This window comes from Stieleria marina (assembly GCA_007741555.1).
Taxonomy (GTDB): Bacteria; Planctomycetota; Planctomycetia; order Pirellulales; family Pirellulaceae; genus K23-9.
Map to the genome: position 1 here is coordinate 7426683 of CP036526.1, position 20463 is coordinate 7447145.

14 protein-coding genes and 1 riboswitch are annotated in these 20463 nt (G+C 54.2%); of the genes, 10 read left to right on the plus strand and 4 right to left on the minus strand.

Going from position 1 to position 20463, the window contains the following annotated elements:
* Positions 1-290: 290 nt before the first annotated feature.
* A complete protein-coding gene (gene gyrA, locus K239x_RS26310) occupies positions 291-3038 on the plus strand; it encodes a DNA gyrase subunit A (RefSeq protein ID WP_145422596.1) in 2748 nt (915 codons plus the stop codon).
* Between the two features lie 149 nt (positions 3039-3187).
* Here gyrA and K239x_RS26315 read toward each other — a convergent pair whose 3' ends face one another.
* The 3 genes from K239x_RS26315 to gap all read right to left on the minus strand — a co-directional run bounded on the left by K239x_RS26315 (position 3188) and on the right by gap (position 6570).
* Entirely contained in the window at positions 3188-4207 is a 1020-nt protein-coding gene (locus K239x_RS26315) for a calcium-binding protein (RefSeq protein WP_145421264.1), read from the minus strand.
* Between the two features lie 15 nt (positions 4208-4222).
* Positions 4223-4298: riboswitch (cyclic di-GMP riboswitch) on the minus strand.
* Between the two features lie 380 nt (positions 4299-4678).
* Positions 4679-5107, minus strand: coding sequence for a hypothetical protein (locus K239x_RS26320; protein ID WP_145421265.1), 429 nt, complete (start codon positions 5105-5107; stop codon positions 4679-4681).
* 434 nt (positions 5108-5541) lie between these two features.
* Positions 5542-6570 carry a type I glyceraldehyde-3-phosphate dehydrogenase gene (gap, locus tag K239x_RS26325; protein WP_145421266.1) on the minus strand — a complete coding sequence of 343 codons (1029 nt, stop codon included), beginning with the start codon at positions 6568-6570 and terminating at the stop codon, positions 5542-5544.
* A 188-nt stretch (positions 6571-6758) separates the two neighbouring features.
* On the opposite strand from gap, the gene K239x_RS26330 reads away from it, so the two are divergent.
* The 7 genes from K239x_RS26330 (at position 6759) to K239x_RS26360 (ending at position 14985) form a co-directional block, all read left to right on the plus strand.
* The gene (locus K239x_RS26330) at positions 6759-7658 is read left to right on the plus strand and encodes a class I SAM-dependent methyltransferase (protein ID WP_419189419.1); all 900 of its coding nucleotides are present in this window, start codon (positions 6759-6761) and stop codon (positions 7656-7658) included.
* Positions 7655-8383 (plus strand): WbqC family protein, encoded by a 729-nt coding sequence (locus tag K239x_RS26335; RefSeq protein WP_145421267.1) that lies wholly within the window; start codon positions 7655-7657, stop codon positions 8381-8383. The genes K239x_RS26330 and K239x_RS26335 overlap by 4 nt, the downstream gene beginning before the upstream one ends.
* A 27-nt stretch (positions 8384-8410) precedes the next feature.
* Complete coding sequence (locus K239x_RS26340) at positions 8411-9136, plus strand: class I SAM-dependent methyltransferase (protein ID WP_145421268.1); 726 nt, start codon at positions 8411-8413, stop codon at positions 9134-9136.
* Positions 9133-10263 (plus strand): DegT/DnrJ/EryC1/StrS family aminotransferase, encoded by a 1131-nt coding sequence (locus tag K239x_RS26345; protein WP_145421269.1) that lies wholly within the window; start codon positions 9133-9135, stop codon positions 10261-10263. Before K239x_RS26340 ends, K239x_RS26345 begins: the two co-directional genes overlap by 4 nt.
* On the plus strand, positions 10253-11305 hold the full coding sequence (locus K239x_RS26350) for a DegT/DnrJ/EryC1/StrS family aminotransferase (protein ID WP_419189420.1): 1053 nt from the start codon (positions 10253-10255) through the stop codon (positions 11303-11305). The genes K239x_RS26345 and K239x_RS26350 overlap by 11 nt, the downstream gene beginning before the upstream one ends.
* Positions 11306-11435: 130 nt before the next feature.
* On the plus strand, positions 11436-12686 hold the full coding sequence (locus K239x_RS26355) for a DegT/DnrJ/EryC1/StrS family aminotransferase (RefSeq protein WP_145421271.1): 1251 nt from the start codon (positions 11436-11438) through the stop codon (positions 12684-12686).
* Between the two features lie 55 nt (positions 12687-12741).
* Positions 12742-14985, plus strand: a complete 2244-nt coding sequence (locus K239x_RS26360; RefSeq protein ID WP_419189421.1) for a tetratricopeptide repeat protein — start codon at positions 12742-12744, stop codon at positions 14983-14985.
* Here K239x_RS26360 and nth read toward each other — a convergent pair.
* Positions 14982-15635, minus strand: coding sequence for an endonuclease III (gene nth / locus K239x_RS26365; protein ID WP_145421273.1), 654 nt, complete (start codon positions 15633-15635; stop codon positions 14982-14984). The two genes, K239x_RS26360 and nth, sit on opposite strands and share 4 nt — an antisense overlap.
* A gap of 92 nt (positions 15636-15727) precedes the next feature.
* On the opposite strand from nth, the gene K239x_RS26370 reads away from it, so the two are divergent.
* Positions 15728-17788 (plus strand): DUF5722 domain-containing protein, encoded by a 2061-nt coding sequence (locus tag K239x_RS26370; protein ID WP_145421274.1) that lies wholly within the window; start codon positions 15728-15730, stop codon positions 17786-17788.
* Between the two features lie 135 nt (positions 17789-17923).
* Positions 17924-20440: a U32 family peptidase gene (locus K239x_RS26375; protein WP_419189422.1), complete on the plus strand. Its 2517-nt coding sequence runs from the start codon at positions 17924-17926 to the stop codon at positions 20438-20440.
* The last annotated feature ends 23 nt before the right edge of the window (positions 20441-20463 follow it).

Genomic DNA, 20463 nt, shown 5'->3' on the forward strand with positions numbered 1-20463 from the left:
CCGGAGTGCAAAAAACGTCGCTTTTTACGGGCGATTGCGACTTCCGGTTGACGCCTGGGGTCGTTGTGGTTTGCTCCTCAAAAGGATAGAATTCGGGCTTGGTTTTTACTGCAAATGACGGGCTATTTTTGGCCATTGCGACCAGCTAGGAAACGACCTTGGCAGACGACGAAAACGAAGAAAACGGCGAAGAAGAAGGCACCAATGGCGAAGGTGAAGGCCAAGGTGGTTCTGGCGGCAACGGAGCCACTGACGGTGACTCTCGCGGTGGATCAGGCGGCGGCGGTGAAATGATCAACGTCGGCGGTGATAGCGGCGGTTTTGGCGCGTTCCGAATGATCGATCTGCCGATCGAAGACGAACTTCGCGATAGCTACCTGACTTACGCCATGAGCGTGATTGTCAGCCGAGCATTGCCGGACGTTCGCGACGGTTTGAAACCTTCGCAGCGACGAATCCTTGTCGCGATGAATGACTTGAACCTGACGCCGGGTGCCAAGCGAGTCAAATGTGCAAAAATTTCGGGTGACACTTCGGGTAACTATCACCCACACGGTGAAAGTGTTATCTACCCGACGCTAGTTCGGATGGCCCAAGAATGGAACCTGCGTCGATTGCTGATCGACAAACAAGGTAACTTCGGTAGCGTTGCCGGCCTCCCACCCGCTGCGATGCGATATACGGAAGCTCGCTTGAGTCCAGTCGCGGCGGCGATGCTGGAAGACCTGAAGCTAGACACCGTCGATTACATCCCGACTTATGACGAAGCGCGTACCGAACCCACGGTTCTGCCTAGTAAGTTTCCGAACCTGCTGATCAACGGTTCCGGTGGTATCGCCGTCGGCATGGCCACCAGTATTCCGCCGCACAATCCAACCGAGATTTGCGACGCGATCATCAAACTGGTGGATGAACCAGAAACGTCAAACGAAGCTCTGTTTGACATCGTGCCTGGGCCGGACTTCCCGACCGGCGGCATCATCTGTGGTCGCGCGGGAATCCGTCGTGGCTACAAGACCGGTCGCAGCACGATCATCGTGCGCGCCAAGTGCTCGATCGAAGAGATGAAGGGCAATCGGTCGCGGATCATCGTCCACGAGATCCCTTATCAGCAGTACCGTGACCGCGTGGTCGAAAAGATCGCGATGCTGGTCAACACGGACAAGATCAAGGGCATTTCGGGCATCCGCGACGAGAGTGACTTGAAAGAGCCCGTGCGTTTGGTCATCGAACTCAAACGCAACGAAGACCCTGACGTCATCCTGAATCAGCTGTATCAGTTTTCGCCGCTGCAGGACACGTTCTCGCTGATCTTCTTGGCCTTGGTGGACGGCAAGCCACGCGAGTTGACGCTCAAAGAAATCTTGATGGAGTTCATCCGTCACCGCGTCAATGTGATCCGCCGGCGGACGCAATTCTTGCTTGCCAAAGCGCGCCGACGAAAGCACTCAGTCGAGGGCCTGCTGCTGGCTCTTGCCAACATCGACGAGATCATCAAAACGATCCGCACCAGTCGCACGCAACCCGAAGCCAAAGAGCGGCTGATGGGCATTCAGTGTCCTGCTTCGATGATGGAGCGAGCTCTGGGCGATGTTGGATTCAAACAGTTCCAGCTAGAACGCGGCGAATCAGACACCTACACGCTGACCAGTGTGCAGTCCGACGAAATCCTCCGCATGCGTCTGGGCCAGTTGGTCAACCTGGAACAAGAAAAACTGCAAGGCGAACACGCAGTCCTGCTTGAAGAGATCATCGATTACCTGGACATTCTGGGCGATCCGAAACGCATCTACGCCATGATCCGTGAGGACTTGGAAGACATCAAACGCCGGTTTGGTGACAAGCGTCGCACCGAAATCAGTATGGAGGAGATCGGCAATATCGACCTGGAAGACCTGATCACCGAAGAAACGATGGTCGTTTCGATCAGTCACCAAGGCTATATCAAACGGACTCCGTCGAGCGTTTACAACACGCAAAAACGCGGCGGCAAAGGTCTCAAGGGTGCCAAGACGGACGGCGAAGATCCGATCGAACACTTGTTTGTCGCCAGCACGCACGCTTACTTGCTGTTCTTAACGACCGCCGGCAAAGTGCGTTGGCAAAAGGTTTACGACTTGCCGCAATTGGCTCGCGATGCCAAAGGCCGTGCGATCGTGAACCTATTGAGCTTGGAGCCAGACGAAAAAATCGCCGAGTGCTTGGCCGTCCGTGACTTCAATCAGGAAGGCCACTACGTCGTGATGGCAACGCGTAGTGGTTTGGTCAAGAAAACTCCCCTGGAAGCCTACAGCCGCCCCAAACGTGGCGGAATCATCGCGATCAAATTGCGTGAAGGCGACGAACTTGTCGGCGCAAAAGTAGTTGGCCCCGGCGATGAGGTCATCCTGGTGACGGCGTCCGGCATGGCGATCCGGTTCCGTGAATCGGATTCGCGGCCGATGGGTCGTAACACGTCCGGCGTAAAAGGCATTTCTTTGGTCGGAGACGATCATGTGGTTGGAATGGTTGTCGCCGACCCCGGCGCAACGCTGCTGACTGTTTGCGAAAAGGGTTACGGCAAACGAACGTTCTTTGGCCCCAACGCCGGTGATGGCGACGATTCATCCGAAGACGAAACGAGCTCCAGCGCTAAGTACCGTACGCAGAAACGAGGCGGCAAGGGACTTCGCGATATCCGCACGAGTGATCGAAACGGCCCAGTGATTGGGATTGCCCGCGTAGCCGACGAGGACGAAGTCTTCATGATGACTGCGAAAGGCAAAATCCAGCGGATCGCCGCGTCCGACATCAGCACGATTGGACGGAACACTCAAGGCGTCCGGATCATGAACGTCGATGAAGGCGATAGCTTGATCGCGATCGTTCGTGCCCCTGCCGAAGAAGAATCCGAAGAGGAAGCAGGCGCGACGACCACTGGCGACGCAGAACCGGCAGCTGTGACCGATTCGACCGCGACCGATGCAACTGACGAAGCTGAATCAAGCGATGACGCCGATTCGGGCAACGACGCAGACGCATCCGCCGATCAGGAATAGGGGCGTCTGGAATTCCCGGCGGATACGCCGGACCATGGCAAACACGAGAAGGCTACCGCAACTTTGGTTGCGGTAGCCTTCAGCCGTTAACTCCCTAAGGAGTATCTCTTTCAAACGCTGTTTCCAAGCGTCAATGCGGAACACTCGCCCTACGCGTCGATGAACACGTCGTACTTATCGAATACGAACAGATCCAGTTCGTTGCGATCATCCGTAATTTCGTCTTTACGAGCATCGAAAGCGTCGACTGAAGAGTGAATGAATCCCTTCAAGTTGTCGTAACGATCGTTCACCGATTCATCGGTGTTCCAGACTGACATCAGCTTGTCTAACGCTTCGGTGTCATTGTCGATGTCGGTTGACCCGGTGATGACAAAGTCCTCTCCCGAACCGCCGTTGATCTTGTCAGCGTCGCGTCCACCGATGATGACGTCGTTGCCTGAGTGACCGCGAAGATCATCTTTGCCACTGCCGCCGACCAAGATATCGTCGCCACTCCAAGCTGACAGATAGTCATTGCCTGAACCGCCGTCGAGCAAATCGTCGCCTTTCCATCCGTAGATCTTGTCGTTGCCGCTGTCGCCGAATAGCTCGTCGTTACCGTCATGACCTTTCAGCGTGTCATTGCCACCGTTGCCGTGGATGATGTCGTCGCCTTTGTAGCCCGACAGGTAGTCGTTGCCATCTCCGCCCGCTAACACGTCATTGCCGTACCAGCCACGAAGATCGTCGTTGCCGTCTCCGCCGTCCAGCACATCGTCGCCATAGTCGCCGTGGAGCTCATCGTTGCCAGACCGTCCCTGCAACGTGTCGTTGTCGGGACCGCCATGAAAGACGTCGGTCTTGCTGCCGCCAATCAGCGTGTCATTTCCGTTGTTACCGTAAGCAACGGATGCCAAGCGAGTGCTGTTGACAAAAGTGTCGTCGCCGTCGCCACCTACAAAGGATAAAGACTTGACGTCGTTCCAAGCGAATTCGATCTTTTCGTCACCATTTTGGACGGTGATGGTTTTACGACTTTCGGAGACCTCTACGACATCGCCGTCATCCGTACCAACGATTTCCAATACGCCAGTGTCGGAGAGACCGATATCAGCGGCGAGAAGTTTTTTTGCTTCGAGCGATTGGATGGTGAGTTTGCGATACACGTTAACGATCACTTTCGTCATTTGATGACTGAAGTGTCCGGCGACCAGGCTGTCTCAAAGGAGACCCACGGCTTTGCGTCCCATTCTCGCGAACGGTTTGCATGTCAGACAAAGGGAAAAGATTAGATTTGAAAAGGAGCCGGCCAATCGAATGATGGCCGCTCATCAGAAACCTATGACAGGTTTTCCCTCAATGACGGATTTTTTCGCAAAAAGAACTGCGAACTTCCTACCGCGCCCTGTTTTGTGTGCTTCCCTGTTGAGCCAAACAAACCAGCGTTGCTTTTTCGCAACCTGGAAGCGTCAAGTGCATTGATTTGGTTCACAAATCCAGACTTTAGCAGGGCCAAAGTCTGCCCTCCCGACTGATGGCAGAGCGGAGCCTATCAGCCGTTGGTGCATACTGATGTCATCGACGAAGCAATTTCGATGTGCGCGCTGATGCAGAAGGGGGGGGGAGTGCCGATTCAGAATGCGTCGACTGAAATCGCGTTAGATTTCGTCTTCCGCTAGCGGTTCATCTTGCAGTTCATCGATGCGGCGACGCAACTTTGAAACATCGGCTGCCAATCGTACAACAAGCTGCTTGAGGTCATCTTTGCTCAAAGCATCTAGCACTGATTCGGAAACGATGACGATCTCTTTGTCCGGTTCGCCAGCTTCGTCCCTGGAACTCGCGTTGCTTTCGTCCTCATCTCCCCAAGATTTCAGAATACGCCGAATGCTAACGATCTGTTCCTGCACGCCAGGCATGGATGGATGCCGGCTTCCTAAAGTCGCCTCTGCATAACGCAAGCGTTTGAGCTGAGCGACCAGTTCCATGCCGCGTTCGGTCAGCAATGCCGAAGCCGGAATATCCGAGTCGGCCTGTTCCGCTTTTTCGCGATTGGTCGATTCACTCGCCGGAGCTTTCTTTGCCAAGACACGACTTGCCGAAGTGCGATTTGCAGAACTACGACTCGAGACCGTCGGGCGCGGTGTGTAGCGCTGTACTGCTCGAGAACTCGCGGAGCGGGACGGCGATACCGCCTGGGCTCGCGCCGAAGACGATGGAACAACACGATAAGTTCGTGATCCCGATCGGATGATCCTGCTTTGCGCGATGCTCAATTCGCTCATCAGTAGACTGACTGCAATGGAGCATGAAACGATCGCGACCCTGCGAATAGCCTTCATGACGTTACCTTTTGTGTGTGCCCGCTCGATTAACTTCACCCTTAGGATAGGAGATCTACGCACAGCGTAACGGTTAGCGGAACCGGTAATCAAAGCTTTCACTGTACAAAAAAAGAGGACTGAGCAAGAAAAACCTGCTCAGCCCTCGACATTCATCACTCATATGGGGGGATCGAGGCTTAGAGCATCGCGCCCAGCTTGGCGACCAAGTCAGCTGTTCGGCAGCTGTAGCCCCATTCGTTGTCGTACCAGCTGACAACCTTGACCATTTTGCCTGTGTCGCCGAGCACTTGCGTGAAGTCGGCAGCAAAAATGCTGCTGTGCGGGTCATGAACAATGTCGCTACTAACGATCGGGTCTTCTGTGTAGTAGAGAACACCTTTCATTGGTCCGTCCGCAGCAGCCTTGACGGCGGCGTTGATGCTGGCGGCATCGGCGTCTTTGGCCAAGTTAACTGTCAAGTCAACAACACTTCCCGTTGGCACAGGAACTCGCATTGCCATGCCGGTCAGTTTGCCTTGCAGCTCAGGGATGACCAAGCCAACAGCCTTCGCAGCACCGGTACTGGTTGGGATGATGTTTTGTGCAGCACCACGACAACGGTAAAGATCCTTGTGAGGTTGATCTTGTACGTTTTGGTCGTTCGTGTAAGCGTGAACGGTTGTCATTAGACCGGATTCGATACCCCAGGTATCGTTCAGGATTTTGGCGACAGGAGCCAAGCAGTTGGTTGTGCACGATGCGTTACTAACGCATTTCAGATCGGCAGTTAGCTGATCGTCGTTCACACCCAAAACACAAGTCAGGTCGGCACCGTCTTTGGCTGGAGCGCTCAAGACAACTTTCTTTGCGCCGGCTTCCAAGTGAGTGTCGTACCCAGGTTTTCCACCTGCAGCGCGTCCCGTGAAGATGCCTGTCGATTCGATCACGATGTCGACATTGTTGTCGCCCCAAGGCAGAGCCGAAGGATCTCGCTCGGACAGACACATGATTTTTTCGCCGTTGACCGTCAGCGATGTATCGTCGTATTCGACAGTGCCGGGGTAGCGACCGTGAATACTGTCGTACTTCAGCAAAGTCGCCAGTGTTTTGTTGTCGGTCAAGTCATTGACGGCAACCACGTCAAACTCGTCGCTTCGTTCCATCAGGTTACGGAAAGTCAGTCGTCCAATTCGACCGAAACCATTAATTGCCACTCGAATTGCCACGGTAGTCTCTACTCCTGATTAGTACGTTACGTTTAGTACGCTGAAAGGCACAGGCAAAAGCAAAATGCCTGTTGAAAACAGAAAACAAATGTCCTGCAAATGCACTCAGTGCGCGATTTGAATCGTAGCACTGGTCCATCTCGCCAAGGACCTCCATTGAAGACGGATTATACGAACGAACACGGTCGATGAACCAGCCCCCGCAAAACTATCCTTCGGACCAGCGACCACCAGATTGGCGGCGACCCGCTGGCGTTGCGCAAGGGACCTGGCAATACATCAATCAACGGTCAATCGCCGACCACTACGACGATTTTGTGGCTGATACTCCCCTTTGCGCACTTGATCAGCGCATCGTGGAGCAGACTTTTCCGGCGGCCAATCAGCCCAGCCAGAAAACTACTGCTAATCAGACGATCATCGACTTGGGTTGTGGGACGGGGCGAACCAGCATTCCGCTTGCAAAACGAGGCTACGATGTCATTGGTGTCGACCTCAGCGATTCGATGCTTCGGCAACTGGTTGCCAAGGCCGAACGGATACCAGCATCGATCGACATGGCCGTCGGCAGCGTCCAACCGCTGCGAGCCAATTTGGTTCAATTGGGTTGCCTGAGCCAAAATTCGGTGGACCACGCAGTGTGTCTATTTAGCACACTTGGGATGATCGCTGAAAAGAAAAACCGCACGACCATGCTGCAACACATTGCGCGGATTGTGCGTCCCGGCGGCCGCTTCTTGCTGCACATCCATCATCGCTGGTCTGCATTGCATGAACCAGGCGGGATCCCCAAACTTGCTCGTTCGTGGTGGAAATCGCTGACCCAGAGCGATACGGACTTTGGTGACAGCGTCTACCAGTATCGCGGATTGGACGAGATGTTTATGCACCGATTTTCGCAACAAGAAATCACGCGGCTGCTGACATCGTGCGGATGGAAAATCCAACACATCCATCGCGTTTCGCTCGATGGATCGACGACGGTGAAGTCACTTCTCCAAACGGGCGGATTTATCATCGTCGCCGTTAATGGCTCAAACGCCACCGCGGAGACCGTCGTCGACACCCTGCACTCGAGCCGGAGATGACCGGCATGCGAGTCGCCATCATGCAGCCGTACTTCTTGCCGTACTTGGGCTACTTCAGCTTGATCGCATCTGCCGACCGGTTTGTCGTGTTTGATCCCGTTCAGTACATCCGCCGCGGTTGGATCAATCGCAACCGGATTCTCAAACCGGGAGGGAGTGATTCTCAGTACATCGCGGTCCCGGTGGCAAAGCACGCGCGAACCACCTTGATTCGAGACATCCAGATTTCCGCAGACACCGATTGGAAATCCAAGATCCGTGCCCAAGTCGATCACTACCGCGCCCATGCTCCCTTCTACGGCCCTGCCCGCGAAATCCTGGACGACTGTTTGCGTATCGACACGAACCGCATTGTCGAACTCAACGTGCATTGCCTTCGCGTAGTCTGTGATGCCCTGAAATTGAATTTGGATGTTGTTGCATTTCACGATATCCAGCCCCCGATCGAAACGCCGCAGCATGCTGGCCAATGGGCACTGCATATCGCCGATCGAATCGGAGCCGGTTCCTATATCAATCCGGCTGGCGGTCGCGGTATATTCAAACCCAACGAATTCAGCGAAAAGGGCATCAAGCTCCAGTTCATGACCAATTCGCTAACACCCTATTCTCAGCACAACGGCGGCAACTTTATCGCCGGACTATCGATACTGGATGTGCTGATGTTCAACAGCATTGATGAAACGCGATCCAAAATCGTCGACGACAGCGTAGTTACTTCGTAGTCACCCTTTTCAGTTTCCAGACCTGCCATGAATCAACGCTCTGAAGGTCAGGATTTTCTGCACAAGGAATACCCAAAACAGTTTGCTCGCGACGAGTTTTGGAAACAGATCAAACGCACCGTCAACGGCGAAAGTGTTTCTGAGCAGGACATCGAACAAATCGTTGACCAAATCTCCAGCCATTTGGCTCTCGGCTCACGCGATCACGTTCTTGATTTGGGCTGCGGCAACGGAGCACTGGCAGCACGTTTTTTCGACCGCGTCGATCGTTACACCGGCGTGGATTTTTCGGCGTATTTGCTGGAAGTCGCCAACGAGTACTTTCAACCGCGCTGCGAAGTGCAGTACGTCGAAGCAGACATTCGCTCGGTAGACCATTATCTCACTCAAGCGAGTTCGGCGAATAAAGTGTTGATCTACGGCTGCATTGGCTATCTGTCCGCAACCGATGTGGGGCAACTTCTGGCACGCCTTCGCGATGGCCTGCCAAACTTACAAAATGTGTTTATCGGAAACGTGGCCGATCAAAGCCGCGCGGCTGATTTTTTTGCCGCTCGAAACATCGTGGAGTATCAGCTCGACGACCCGAGTTCACCGATTGGGGTTTGGTGGGAGCAAGACGACTTCATCCAAATGGGGTCAGCGGTTGGGTTCGATACGCACTGCGTGTCGATGCCTTCGGAGTTCTACGGCGGCACCTACCGCTTTGATGTGGTACTGAAGAAACGGCACGTCGCGATCGAAAGCCAATGATGGGACGTTCGTTTGATCCTCCCGTTTCGACGTCCAACCTTTACGCACCCGATATCGATCGAGTGAGCAAAATTTTTGCCGGAGCATTCGATCGCGATGGCCGACTGTTAAGCGGTCATTTAGTCGATCAACTCGAAACGCGACTCTGCGGATATCACCAATCAAAATATTGCGTCGCCTTTTCGACGGGATTTTGGGCATTGGTCGCCGCAGTTCGCTCGAAAAGCTTGTCGGGCAAATCGCAAGTCATCATGCCGTCGTTTACTTATCGACGCTTGGCTGACGTGGTCTTTTGGGCCGACAAAATGCCGGTGATGGTAGACATCGACCTGGAAACACTGGCGATCGCCCCAGACGCCGTCAAAGCAAACATCACGGAACAAACCGCGTTGATTCTTGCCGTGCATCCAATCGTCAATTGCTGCGACGTGGACGCGTTAATTGCCGTCGCAACCGAGTGTCAAATACCAATCGTTTTTGACGCGGTCGAATCAGTGCACGAAACGATCTCAGGCAGACGTGTTGGATCCTGGGGCGTCGGCGAAGTCTTTTCTTTTCACGCGAGCAAACTGATCAATGGGGTGGAAGGCGGCTATGTGTGTACCGACGACCAACCATTGCGAAACACGCTTGTGGCGTTTCGATCGGGGCAACTCGGTGAAGCAAGTTCGATCGGCATCCATTCGATCATGAATGACGGGCATGCCGCATTTGCCTTGGCGGGTTTAGATGAATTAGAAATCAATGTTCAACACAATCGTCAGATCTATCAGCGCTACGAGGCTCAGCTATCCACGATTCCAGGAATCCTAATTCTGAAATTTGATCAGAACGAGCAGTCGTCTTTCAAAAACGTCGTCGCCGAAGTCACCGACCGCTTTCCGATCAGCCGCGATGCTTTGGTGGCCAATCTGAACGAGCATGGAATTCTGGCTCGCGCTCATTACTCGCCAGCGTTGCACACAAAATCATACCGGTATGCCGTTGAGACGACGGCAATGCCCAACACAGAATCGATCATGACACGTTTGATCAACTTGCCATGCGGACAACGCGTGACGAAGCAGGATGTTGACGGTGTTTGTCGTTTTATCGATTCACTGGCAAGGCAAGCAAATGACGAATAATCCAGTGGATGACACGACATTGATGAGCGAGAAAGACTATCAGAGAGTTTTTCGTCGCATGTACGCCAACGGTTACTTTACCAATCACGGACCGCTTGCCAGGGAGTTTGAACAAGAACTTGAATCCTTCCTAGACATTGGCCACGCGGTCACCGTTGGTAACGAATCGCTTGCTCTGTTGATCGCGATGACCGCGTTGGAACTACGTGGCGAAATAATTCTGCCGGCGTGGGGCAGCGAATTGCCGGCGAGGATTGCGAATTGGCTTGGACTACAAATTCGATACAGTGACATCGATCGTTCAACGCACCAGCTTTCGATTGAATCACTGCAACCGAAATTGAACAACGAAGCCGAAGCGGTTTGTTTGGTTGAAATGTATGGAAGCCGCTGCGATCCGAGTCTTATCGACTATCTGTGTGCGCAGCAAAAACAGGTCATCATCCTGGCGATCGATTCGTTTGCTGCCGCCTCTTCCACTGGCTTGGTGGAGAATCGATCCGGCGTGACGACTGTGTTTGGGTTTGGGCCAGGAAAGATTCTCTACAGCACTCAGGGTGGAGCCATCGCAACCAGTGATGACGGGCTGGCTGAGCGCTGCCGCAACATCCGCAGCAGCTATGGTGCTCGCAAAAGCGTGCCGGTGATGGCGACTTGCAACGGACGCTTTTCGGAGTTCCAAGCAGGAGTCGGACTTGCCAGTCTGGAGTACGTGCCACAGGCTATCGAACGCAACCACGCGATCGCGGCCATCTACGACGCCGCAATGACAGACCACGCCGTTGCAACGCCGTTACGATTTGCAAACACTTCGTTACAAAACGGACAGTGCTATCCCATCTTTTTCAGGGGTGACCAACGCGACGGCCTGTCTTCGGAATTGCAAGGAATGGGCGTCGAGCTCCTTGCGGGAAAACCCTCACACGACGATCATCCTATCGCACGCGATCTTGCGGCAAGCGTGGCGTTTTTGCCCGTCAACAACGCTGCTGCGGACGGTTTGGCAGAAAAGATCGCACGCCATTTCAATAACTTGCCGTAGTCGATCGGCCAATCGTTCCAAGGGTTAGTTTGGAGCGACACGGAGTCATATGCCGAATAGATAGTTCATTACGCTAGACAAGCCTCGCGATCCGTCATCGCGGCTTTGGCGTCGCTCATGGATGCCTGCGATGAACCATCGATTGCCAAATCATCCCGATCTGCCGCGACCGGTCGATCCACGCAAAGCCCCATCGCGTCCCGACGACCCGAGCTCCAAGGTGCTGCATGTCGGCGGCCCCAACGTGGGTGATCGCGCCGTGTTTGATCGCTACGTTGATCAGATTTTTGATCGTCGTTGGTTTACCAATGGCGGCGAAGTCGTTCAAAAGTTTGAGCAAAAACTGCAGCAGTACTTGGGCGTCAAACATTGCATCACCGTTTGCAACGCCACGATCGGTCTGCAGCTGGCATGCCATGCCCTGAATCTGACCGGCGAAGTCATTGTGCCGGCGTTTACGTTTGTGGCCACGCCGCACGCCGTGCAGTGGGAAGGCTTGAAACCGGTGTTTGCAGATGTTGATCCGGTGACGCACACGGTCGACGCTGAACATGTCGAATCCCTCATCAATGAAAACACTTCTGCCATTCTAGGTGTTCATTTATGGGGCACCCCTTGCAACACACAACGTCTAGCAGAAGTCGCTCAGCGTCACCAAGTATCGCTCTTCTACGATGCCGCCCATGCCTTTGGATGCAGCAACGGCGGTAAGATGATCGGCAACTTTGGCAATTGCGAAGTCTTCAGCTTTCACGCGACGAAGTTCTTTAATACGTTCGAAGGCGGTGCGATCGCTACCAATGATGATGCCCTGGCACACAAGATTCGCTTGATGCAAAACTTTGGTTTTGCCGCGATGGACCAAGTCGTGCATTTAGGCACCAACGCAAAAATGCCCGAAGTCTGCGCTGCAATGGGTTTGTCTGTGTTTGCCAACATCGACGACATCCTTCAGTGCAATCGTCGCAACTACCAGACGTATGCCCGGCTGCTAAATGGCGTGCCAGGGCTGAATCTAATGTCGTATAATTCACAGCAGCAAACCAATTACCAGTACATCGTCACTGAAGTCGACGAAGCTGATTTCGGCCTTTCACGTGACGCTTTGATGTATCATCTGCATGGGGCGGGGATCCGTGCCAGGCGGTACTTCTTTCCTGGTTGCCATCGAATGCAGCCCTACTTGTCGCGACGAAATGAATCGCCGGGCGCACCGGAATCGTTGCCACAAACCGAGCGATTGTGTGATCGTGTTCTTTGTTTGCCGACGGGCAATTGCGTCGATGAATCGGACATTCACCGCGTTTGCAAAACGATTCAATCGGTCCGCGACCGGCGTGGCCTGAGCAACTTGCACGCCCCCAGACGTGTTGCCGGATAAGCCTCTCCACAGGCTTGCACATTTCATCGACTCGTTTCAACGCAAGAGTTTCTTCGTGCCTTCGTCTCACAAAAAGCGTATTCCCAAACGTCGTAAACGTGCTCGCGTCTCATTGGGCACAGATGATTCATCGATAATCCACGAGGCCCTCGACCATCATCGTCGCGGCAACTACGAAATCGCCAAGCAGATCTACTGCAAGCTCATTGCGCAGCAGCCCGACAACGCTGACGCGTGGCACCTGCTGGGCATGCTGCTTCACGCAACCGACCACAACACCGACGCATTGGAGTGCCTGGAGAACGCGGTCACACTGAGCCCCAATCACGCGGAATACCTTAGCAACCTTGGCTTGGTATACAGCAGTGTGCAACAGAACGACCGAGCACTGGAAACGCTTCGGCGGGCCGTCGCGATTGCGCCCAAGATGGTTGCGGCGCGAAACAATCTGGGCACGCTGTTGTTGAAAACACAACAGATCGAAGCGGCAGAAACACAATTCCAGGCAGCTCTCCAGATCGATCCGGATTTCACCGTCGCAGCGGTGAACTTAGGGAATACGTGGCAACAACTTGGCCGCGTACAAGATGCCGAAACAATCTACCGACGATGCTTGTCCAGAGAACCTAGCAATACTCTAGCACTGACCAATCTGGGCGAGTCGCTTCGCAGCCAATGCCGCTGGTCCGATGCCGTTGACGCGCTGCAGCAAGCGATCGCAATCAACCCGGACCTTGTCGACACGCGGATCACCTTAGGCCGAACCCTGCTGAATCTGGCCATGCACGATGAAGCCAAACAACAGTTTGCTTTGCTAATTGAGCAATGGCCTGATCATCCCAAAGTGCATCAATACATGGGCACCACGCTGCACGAACTGCACGACAATCAGGCAGCAGCGAAAACACTGAGCACGGCATTGCAGCTGGCTCCCAAGGATCCGTACATCCACGTGGCACTTGGCTTTGTGCATTTGGATGAAGGTCAGCGAGATCTAGCAGCGGACCGTTTCCGCAAAGCGATCGAGCTAAATCCGGCCATTTCGGACGCACACAGTTGCCTGCTCTTCATCATGAGTGGCGATTCAGCAGTGTCGCCTGATCGATTGTTGGACGAAAGTCGACGATGGGGCGAACGCCACGGAAACGTTGAACCCATCATCAACCATTGCGACGCCGCCCGCAAATCTCGAAACGCCAACCGCCGCTTGCGAATTGGCTACGTTTCGCCTGATTTTTGCAGTCATCCGGTGGCCCGATTTATTGAACCGATCCTGCAGGCTCATGATCGCCAGCAAGTCGAAGTGTACTGCTACGCAGAAGTCCCCGTGCCAGACGCGCGGACTGAATCCCTTCGTCAATTGTCCGATCACTGGCAGTTTACAACCGGACGTTCGAACCGACAGGTCGCGCAGCTGATCGCAAACGACAACATCGACATCCTTGTCGATCTTGCCGGACACACGTCGCGAAATCGGCTGGAAGCGTTCGCCTTCAAACCTGCCCCCGTTCAAATGACTTGGATGGGATATCCCAACACCACTGGCCTTGCAGCGATCGACTACCGGCTAACGTGCGAGACACAGAACCCGATTGACGAACCCTCCTATCACGTAGAGGGACTCATTCGCATGCAGGGCGGCGCGATCTGTTTTGCCGCTCCCCGAAAAGCACCCGCGCTACAGCCACCGCCGATGGTAGACAGCGCCTGCGTGACATTTGGATCGTTGCACCGTCCGTTCAAGATCACGCCCGAAGTTCAGCAACTGTGGGCAAAGGTCCTCCATGCGTTTCCGAGATCACGGCTATTGGCGCTCAGCACGTACTTTTCCGACGAAACGAAATCAAACCTGATCCAATCGTTGATCGATTTAGGCATCGACGCAGCCCGCATCGAGATCCGTGACGAATTTGGCGACACAAGTTATCTGAACACCTATCACGAAATTGATATCGCACTGGACGTGTTTCCCTGGGCTGGCGGGACAACGACTCTGGAAGCACTGTGGATGGGCGTCCCCGTGGTTGCCCGATATGGAGACCGCCGCAGTGCTCGAAGCACCGCTGCGATCGTCGATGCCATCGGCCAGCCTAACTGGATCGCTCGCAGCGACGATGAGTACATCAGCATCATCGACACGCTTCTGAAAGAAGCTCCGGGAATGTCCAGCATCAGAGCCAACCTGCGCAGCCAAACACAACGCACGATTGCAAATGCCGATCGATTTACGCGAGAGCTAGAAAACGTCTATCAACAAGCTTGGGATCGCTGGTGCAACTCCATCGATGAAGTCCACTAGGCTTTCTTGTGCAAGAAAGGTTTCTTTCGCCGCGGATACAGTTCGCGGCAGAGCGGGCAAATGGTTCCGTCACAACCTCTCGCCGTGCAGTACTCACGGCCGTAAAAGATGATTTGCAAATGCAGACGGTTCCAGGAATCTTTGGGAAACAACTTCTTTAAGTCGGCTTCGGTTTGGACGACACTCTTGCCATTGGTCAGCCCCCAGCGCTGCGACAAGCGATGAATGTGCGTGTCGACAGGAAAAGCGGGAAAACCAAACGCCTGCGACATCACCACACTAGCTGTTTTGTGGCCCACTCCCGGCAGCGACTCGAGCTCTTCAAACGTCTGCGGAACAACGCTGTCGTAATCATCGACCAAAATCTGCGATAGTTTCGCCAAATGCTTTGCCTTGGTCTTCGATAGACCCAGCGGACGAATGATGCTCAGAATTTCCGACTCGCCCAGTTGACTCATTTTCGATGGAGTCGAACCCCGTTCAAACAACGCGGGCGTAATCTCGTTGACTTTCTTGTCCGTGCATTGCGCGCTGAGCAACACGGCAACAAGCAACGTAAACTCGTCCTGATGATCCAGGGGAATCCGTGTCTGGGGATAAAGATCGTCCAATCGGATCTGGACTCGGTCGGCGCGTTCCTGTTTCTTCACCCTTGGATTATCCTCTCAGCTTGATCCGCCGTTTCGGCCGCTACGATCAGTTTCATTGAACCTTGCTCCGTTAGCCAAAGCGAATCCAATTGATGTTTCGAACGCATTGGTTTCAAACGTTCTGTTTGCTGTCTGTCGTGATGATCATGACGCCTCGCGCCGTCGCCGTCGACTGGTTGGTTTCCCGCGACCGCAACAACGATGTGGTGATTGGTTCATTACCGGCTACGACGCCGGCCACCAGCGAAGTTAACATACGGACAACCGGTTCGGACCCTTTTGTCGTGGGACGATTGTCGGCTCCGATGACTGCTGATGAGCCAGTTTTGCAGTTCGACTATTTTTCGACCTCCGGGATCAGGCATTTCTCCGTAGTGCTGGGTCCACCGCTGAACGAATCCCGCAGAATTGATCTCCCGTCCTTGATAATTGCCGAAGGTTGGCAAACTTACACGGTCGATTTGGCCAGCGTGAAAGGCAGTGCTTTACCGACTGACGTCACAGAGCTTCGATTCGATTTTGGCAGCACGAAAAACTGTGACATCCAACTGCGTGATGTTCAGCTACGTCGACTGACCGAACAAGAGGCTCGTGCCAACGAAGCGGCACTCGCGCGACAAGCTAGCCAACGACGTCAGGTCAACGCCATCGACGACTATCTGAAGGCTCAGCCGCCCAAGATGATCGAGTCCATTGCGGTGCAAAATGATCAAATTGCGATCACTTTGAAACCCGAGTTTGCCAGCTTGCAAGACGACCTTGAATTGCTGGAATATCGCACGTGTGAAAGTGTTGACGATTCAGGCAAGGCAGCCGTTTTTCGGCAGGTCGGACAGCGACTGTTAGTCCCGCGCCGACAAGGAGGGCAAGACCGAATCGGAAGTTCCTGGAGAATTCGATCCACGAAGACCGACCAAGTCACTGCGAGACAGTTTCCGACGACCATTGCAACGCTCCGTCGTGATCACGCTGCATCGCGGCTGATTCCTTCGAATCAGAAAGGACTGACGGGTCTCAGTCAACGCGGACTCGAACAAGACTTCGTCGACTTGGGGGTCAAAAGTGTGACAATCAACTTTCAGCTCAGTCGGTTTGTCTCCGACCGCCCCGGCCCAAATCGTGTCAAAATGGATGTGCCCGGCGAGCCCGTTTTTTTCGATACTGCGGGCTTCAGTGCGTACGATCAACAGATGCATTTTGCTCAAATCCACGAGATGGTCGTCAGCGCGATCATCTTGGTCCCTCAGTCAAAGAAACCCTCCGCTCGTTCCGTACTGGCCCATCCCCAAGCAGACGGAGGCGCCTACGCGATGCCCGATTTGACGACCCCACGCGGCGCTGCCGTCTATCAATTCGTCATCGATAAGATTGCCGGTCGCTATCGCAATCACGAGCGCGACCGAGGCGAGATCACCAACTGGATCGCGCACAATGAAATCGACTTCCACGCGGTCTGGACGAACATGGGAAAGCAACCGCGAGAGTTGGTCGCCGAAACGTATTACCGGAGCATGCGACTGATTGACTGCGTCGCTAAACAACACAATCCGCACGCAAGAGTGTTTGCCTCGCTTACACACCATTGGAACGATGCGTCACCGGATGATTGGCAGCGTTTTTCTGCGCGTTGGTTACTAGAGACGTTGCAGCAATTTTCACGAATCGAAGGCGACTTTGACTGGGGCGTGGCCTACCATCCCTATCCCCAAAGTCTGCTTGCCAAGGTTCCTTGGAACGACAAACGCATTACCGATCAGTTCGACACGCCACTGATGACGATGCAAAATCTGGACGTGCTGGGTCGCTTCCTGCAGCAACCGTCGATGTTGCAGTCCAATGGCCAGATGCGTGGCGTGATACTGAGCGAGCAAGGATTTCATTCGCACTCCTACGAAACGGAAGACCAGGACGCCCAGGCTGCCGCTCTTTATTGGGCGATGCAGCAAGTCCAGAAAATGCCGTGGATCGAATCGTTCATCTACCATCGCTGGATCGATCATCCCCAAGAAGGTGGCCTGCGATTAGGGCTACGTACGCTTCCCGACCAAGCCAACCGGCATGGCAAGAAGAAACGGTCCTGGCAGATTTTCCAAACCATCGGCACGTCCTACGAAACCGAAGCGGCAAAGGGTCTCACCCTTCCAAAGGACTAGCGGAGTCACGTCGAATTCATCGACCAAGCCCATTGTCGCAAACAGGGAAACGACAACGAATTGCCAATCTGCGTACCGATAACCCCGTAATCACCGCCATTTCCCAATTTGATCCTTGCTGGTCATACTGGGGCGATGATGTCAACAAAGCCCAACGATCCCAGTCGCACAATTGAACTACTTTCTCCCGCGGGGGATTGGGAGTGCGCGCACGCGGCAATCGAAAATGGCGCCGATGCGATCTACTTTGGTTTGGACTGTGGATTCAACGCTCGCTATCGCGCCAAGAACTTTGGGCTCGACGAACTCCCGGATTTGATGGCCACACTTCGCCGACGCGGTGTCCGTGGCTACGCGACCATGAACACGTTGGCATTTCCATCGGAGTTACCCAAGCTGATTGACGTCATTGAGCAAGTGGCATCATCAGGCGTCGATGCCGTTCTGGTCCAAGATTTTGGCGTGGCAAGAATCGTGCGTTCGATTTGCAAAGAACTAGAAATCCACGCGTCGACGCAGATGAGCTTGACCAGCGCTGAGACAATCGCAGTTGCACAGGAGTTGGGCTTATCGCGTGCCGTCCTGGCTCGGGAACTCTCAGTCGATGAAATCCGCAAGATCGCTTCAGCGTCTGAAATGCCTCTGGAAGTGTTTATCCACGGCGCGCTGTGTGTGGCGTATTCTGGTCAATGCTTGACAAGCGAGTCGTTGGGCGGTCGAAGCGCCAACCGCGGGCAATGCGCCCAGGCCTGCCGTCTGCCTTACGAACTCATTGTCGATGGTGATGATCGCGACTTGGGCGACATAAAGTACCTGCTCAGTCCTCAGGATCTGGCAGGCTACGCGGCGATCCCGGATTTAATCGATGCAGGTGTTTCGTCGCTCAAAATCGAAGGGCGACTGAAGACTTCCGAGTATGTCGCTAACATCACCTCACACTATCGACGGGCAATCGACCAAGCAATCCGCGATGGAGAGGTCACTGTCAGCGACCAAGCCAAACGCGAAATGGAACTGTCCTTTTCAAGAGGATTTTCTCCCGGCTGGATCGAAGGCAACGATCACAAACGATTGGTGCCCGGAATTCATTCATCCAAACGAGGGATCGAACTGGGAACGGTCATCGAAATCGATGCTCCGCGGGTCAAACTTTGGCTTGATGCCCCCGTGGCTTTGGGCGACGGACTGGCGATTCATTCGTCGGACTCCGCGCCACAGGGAGGACGAATCTACGAGATCAACGATGCCGATGGTCAACCTTGCAAAGAACTGCAGCAAGGCCAAAACGCTTGGATCGGATTCGGACGTGATGAGATCGACTGGAATGATGTGGAACTGGATGCGAAGGTCTTTAAAAATGACGACCCAAAGCTAAACCGCAGACTGCGAAGAAGTTTTAGTGGCGAGGATGCCGAGGCGCGACAAGGGATTCGCATCGAAGCAACGGCCATTGTCGGCGAACCGCTAAAATTGGTTGGCCGTGTGGGAAACACAATCATCGAGACAGTCGTAGCAGGCCAGACGCTTGAGGTAGCCCGCAAGCATCCCGCATCGATCGACGATCTACGAGACAAACTTTCGCGACTTGGCAGCACTCCGTTTGAATTAGAGGTTCTGACTGCTGACATCCAAGGCGGCCCCATGGTGCCAGCCAGCATGTTGAATCAGTTGCGGCGTGATTTAACAGACGCGTTGCTCAATCGGTTGCAAAAACCGCCGCAGCGAATGATCGATGCATCCGCCGGCCGCGAACTGTTGAACGTCATTCGCAACGAATCGACTGAAACCACGCAGCCAAAGCTGAGCGTTCTTTGCCGCCAGATGCCCCATTTAGAAGCAGCGTGCGAAACGGATGCGGATTTAATCTACGTCGATTTTCATGACGTGCGGCTGTATAGCGATGCCGTCAAACTGGCTCATGCGGCAGGCAAGAAGATTGGCGTTGCGACCGTGCGAATGCAAAAACCCGGTGAGATGGGCCTTTGCCGAGTGCTACGCCGCAACCCGATGGACTTTGTTTTGGCCAGAAACCTTGCCGCCCTTCGCTACTTCCGTGACAACGACATACCGACGATCGCTGATTTCTCGCTCAACGTCGCTAACCATCGCTCGGCAGAGTGGGTTCGTTCGCTTGGTGCACAGCGAATCACAGCGTCGTACGATTTGAATCGCGAACAGTTGTCGGAATTGATCGGGAGCGTTCCATCACAATGGATGGAGGTCGTAATTCACCAACACATGCCCATGTTCCACATGGAGCACTGCGTGTTCTGCGCAGTCATTTCGTCTGGCACTAACAAAACCAATTGCGGACGTCCTTGCGACACGCACGTGGTCCAACTGAAAGATCGCGTGGGCGCGGAGCATCCGCTGCACGCTGACGTGGCTTGCCGCAATACTCTTTACAACCAGACGCCCCAAAGCGGAGCCGAAACCGTTGGTGAACTTCGCCATGCAGGCGTGGAGTGGTTTCGCATTGAGCTGCTGGAGCAAGCACCTGCGGAATGCCGTTCGACGATCAATCTGTACCGTCAACTGCTTCAGGACGAATGCACGGCTCAGGAAGTATGGCAGCAACTGCGAGCGACGAACCGTGTCGGTGTGACGCGTGGGACCCTGGAATCCAAACGCAATCCCCTGGCGATTCTGTAGGCTGCAGAGCGAGCACCACGCCG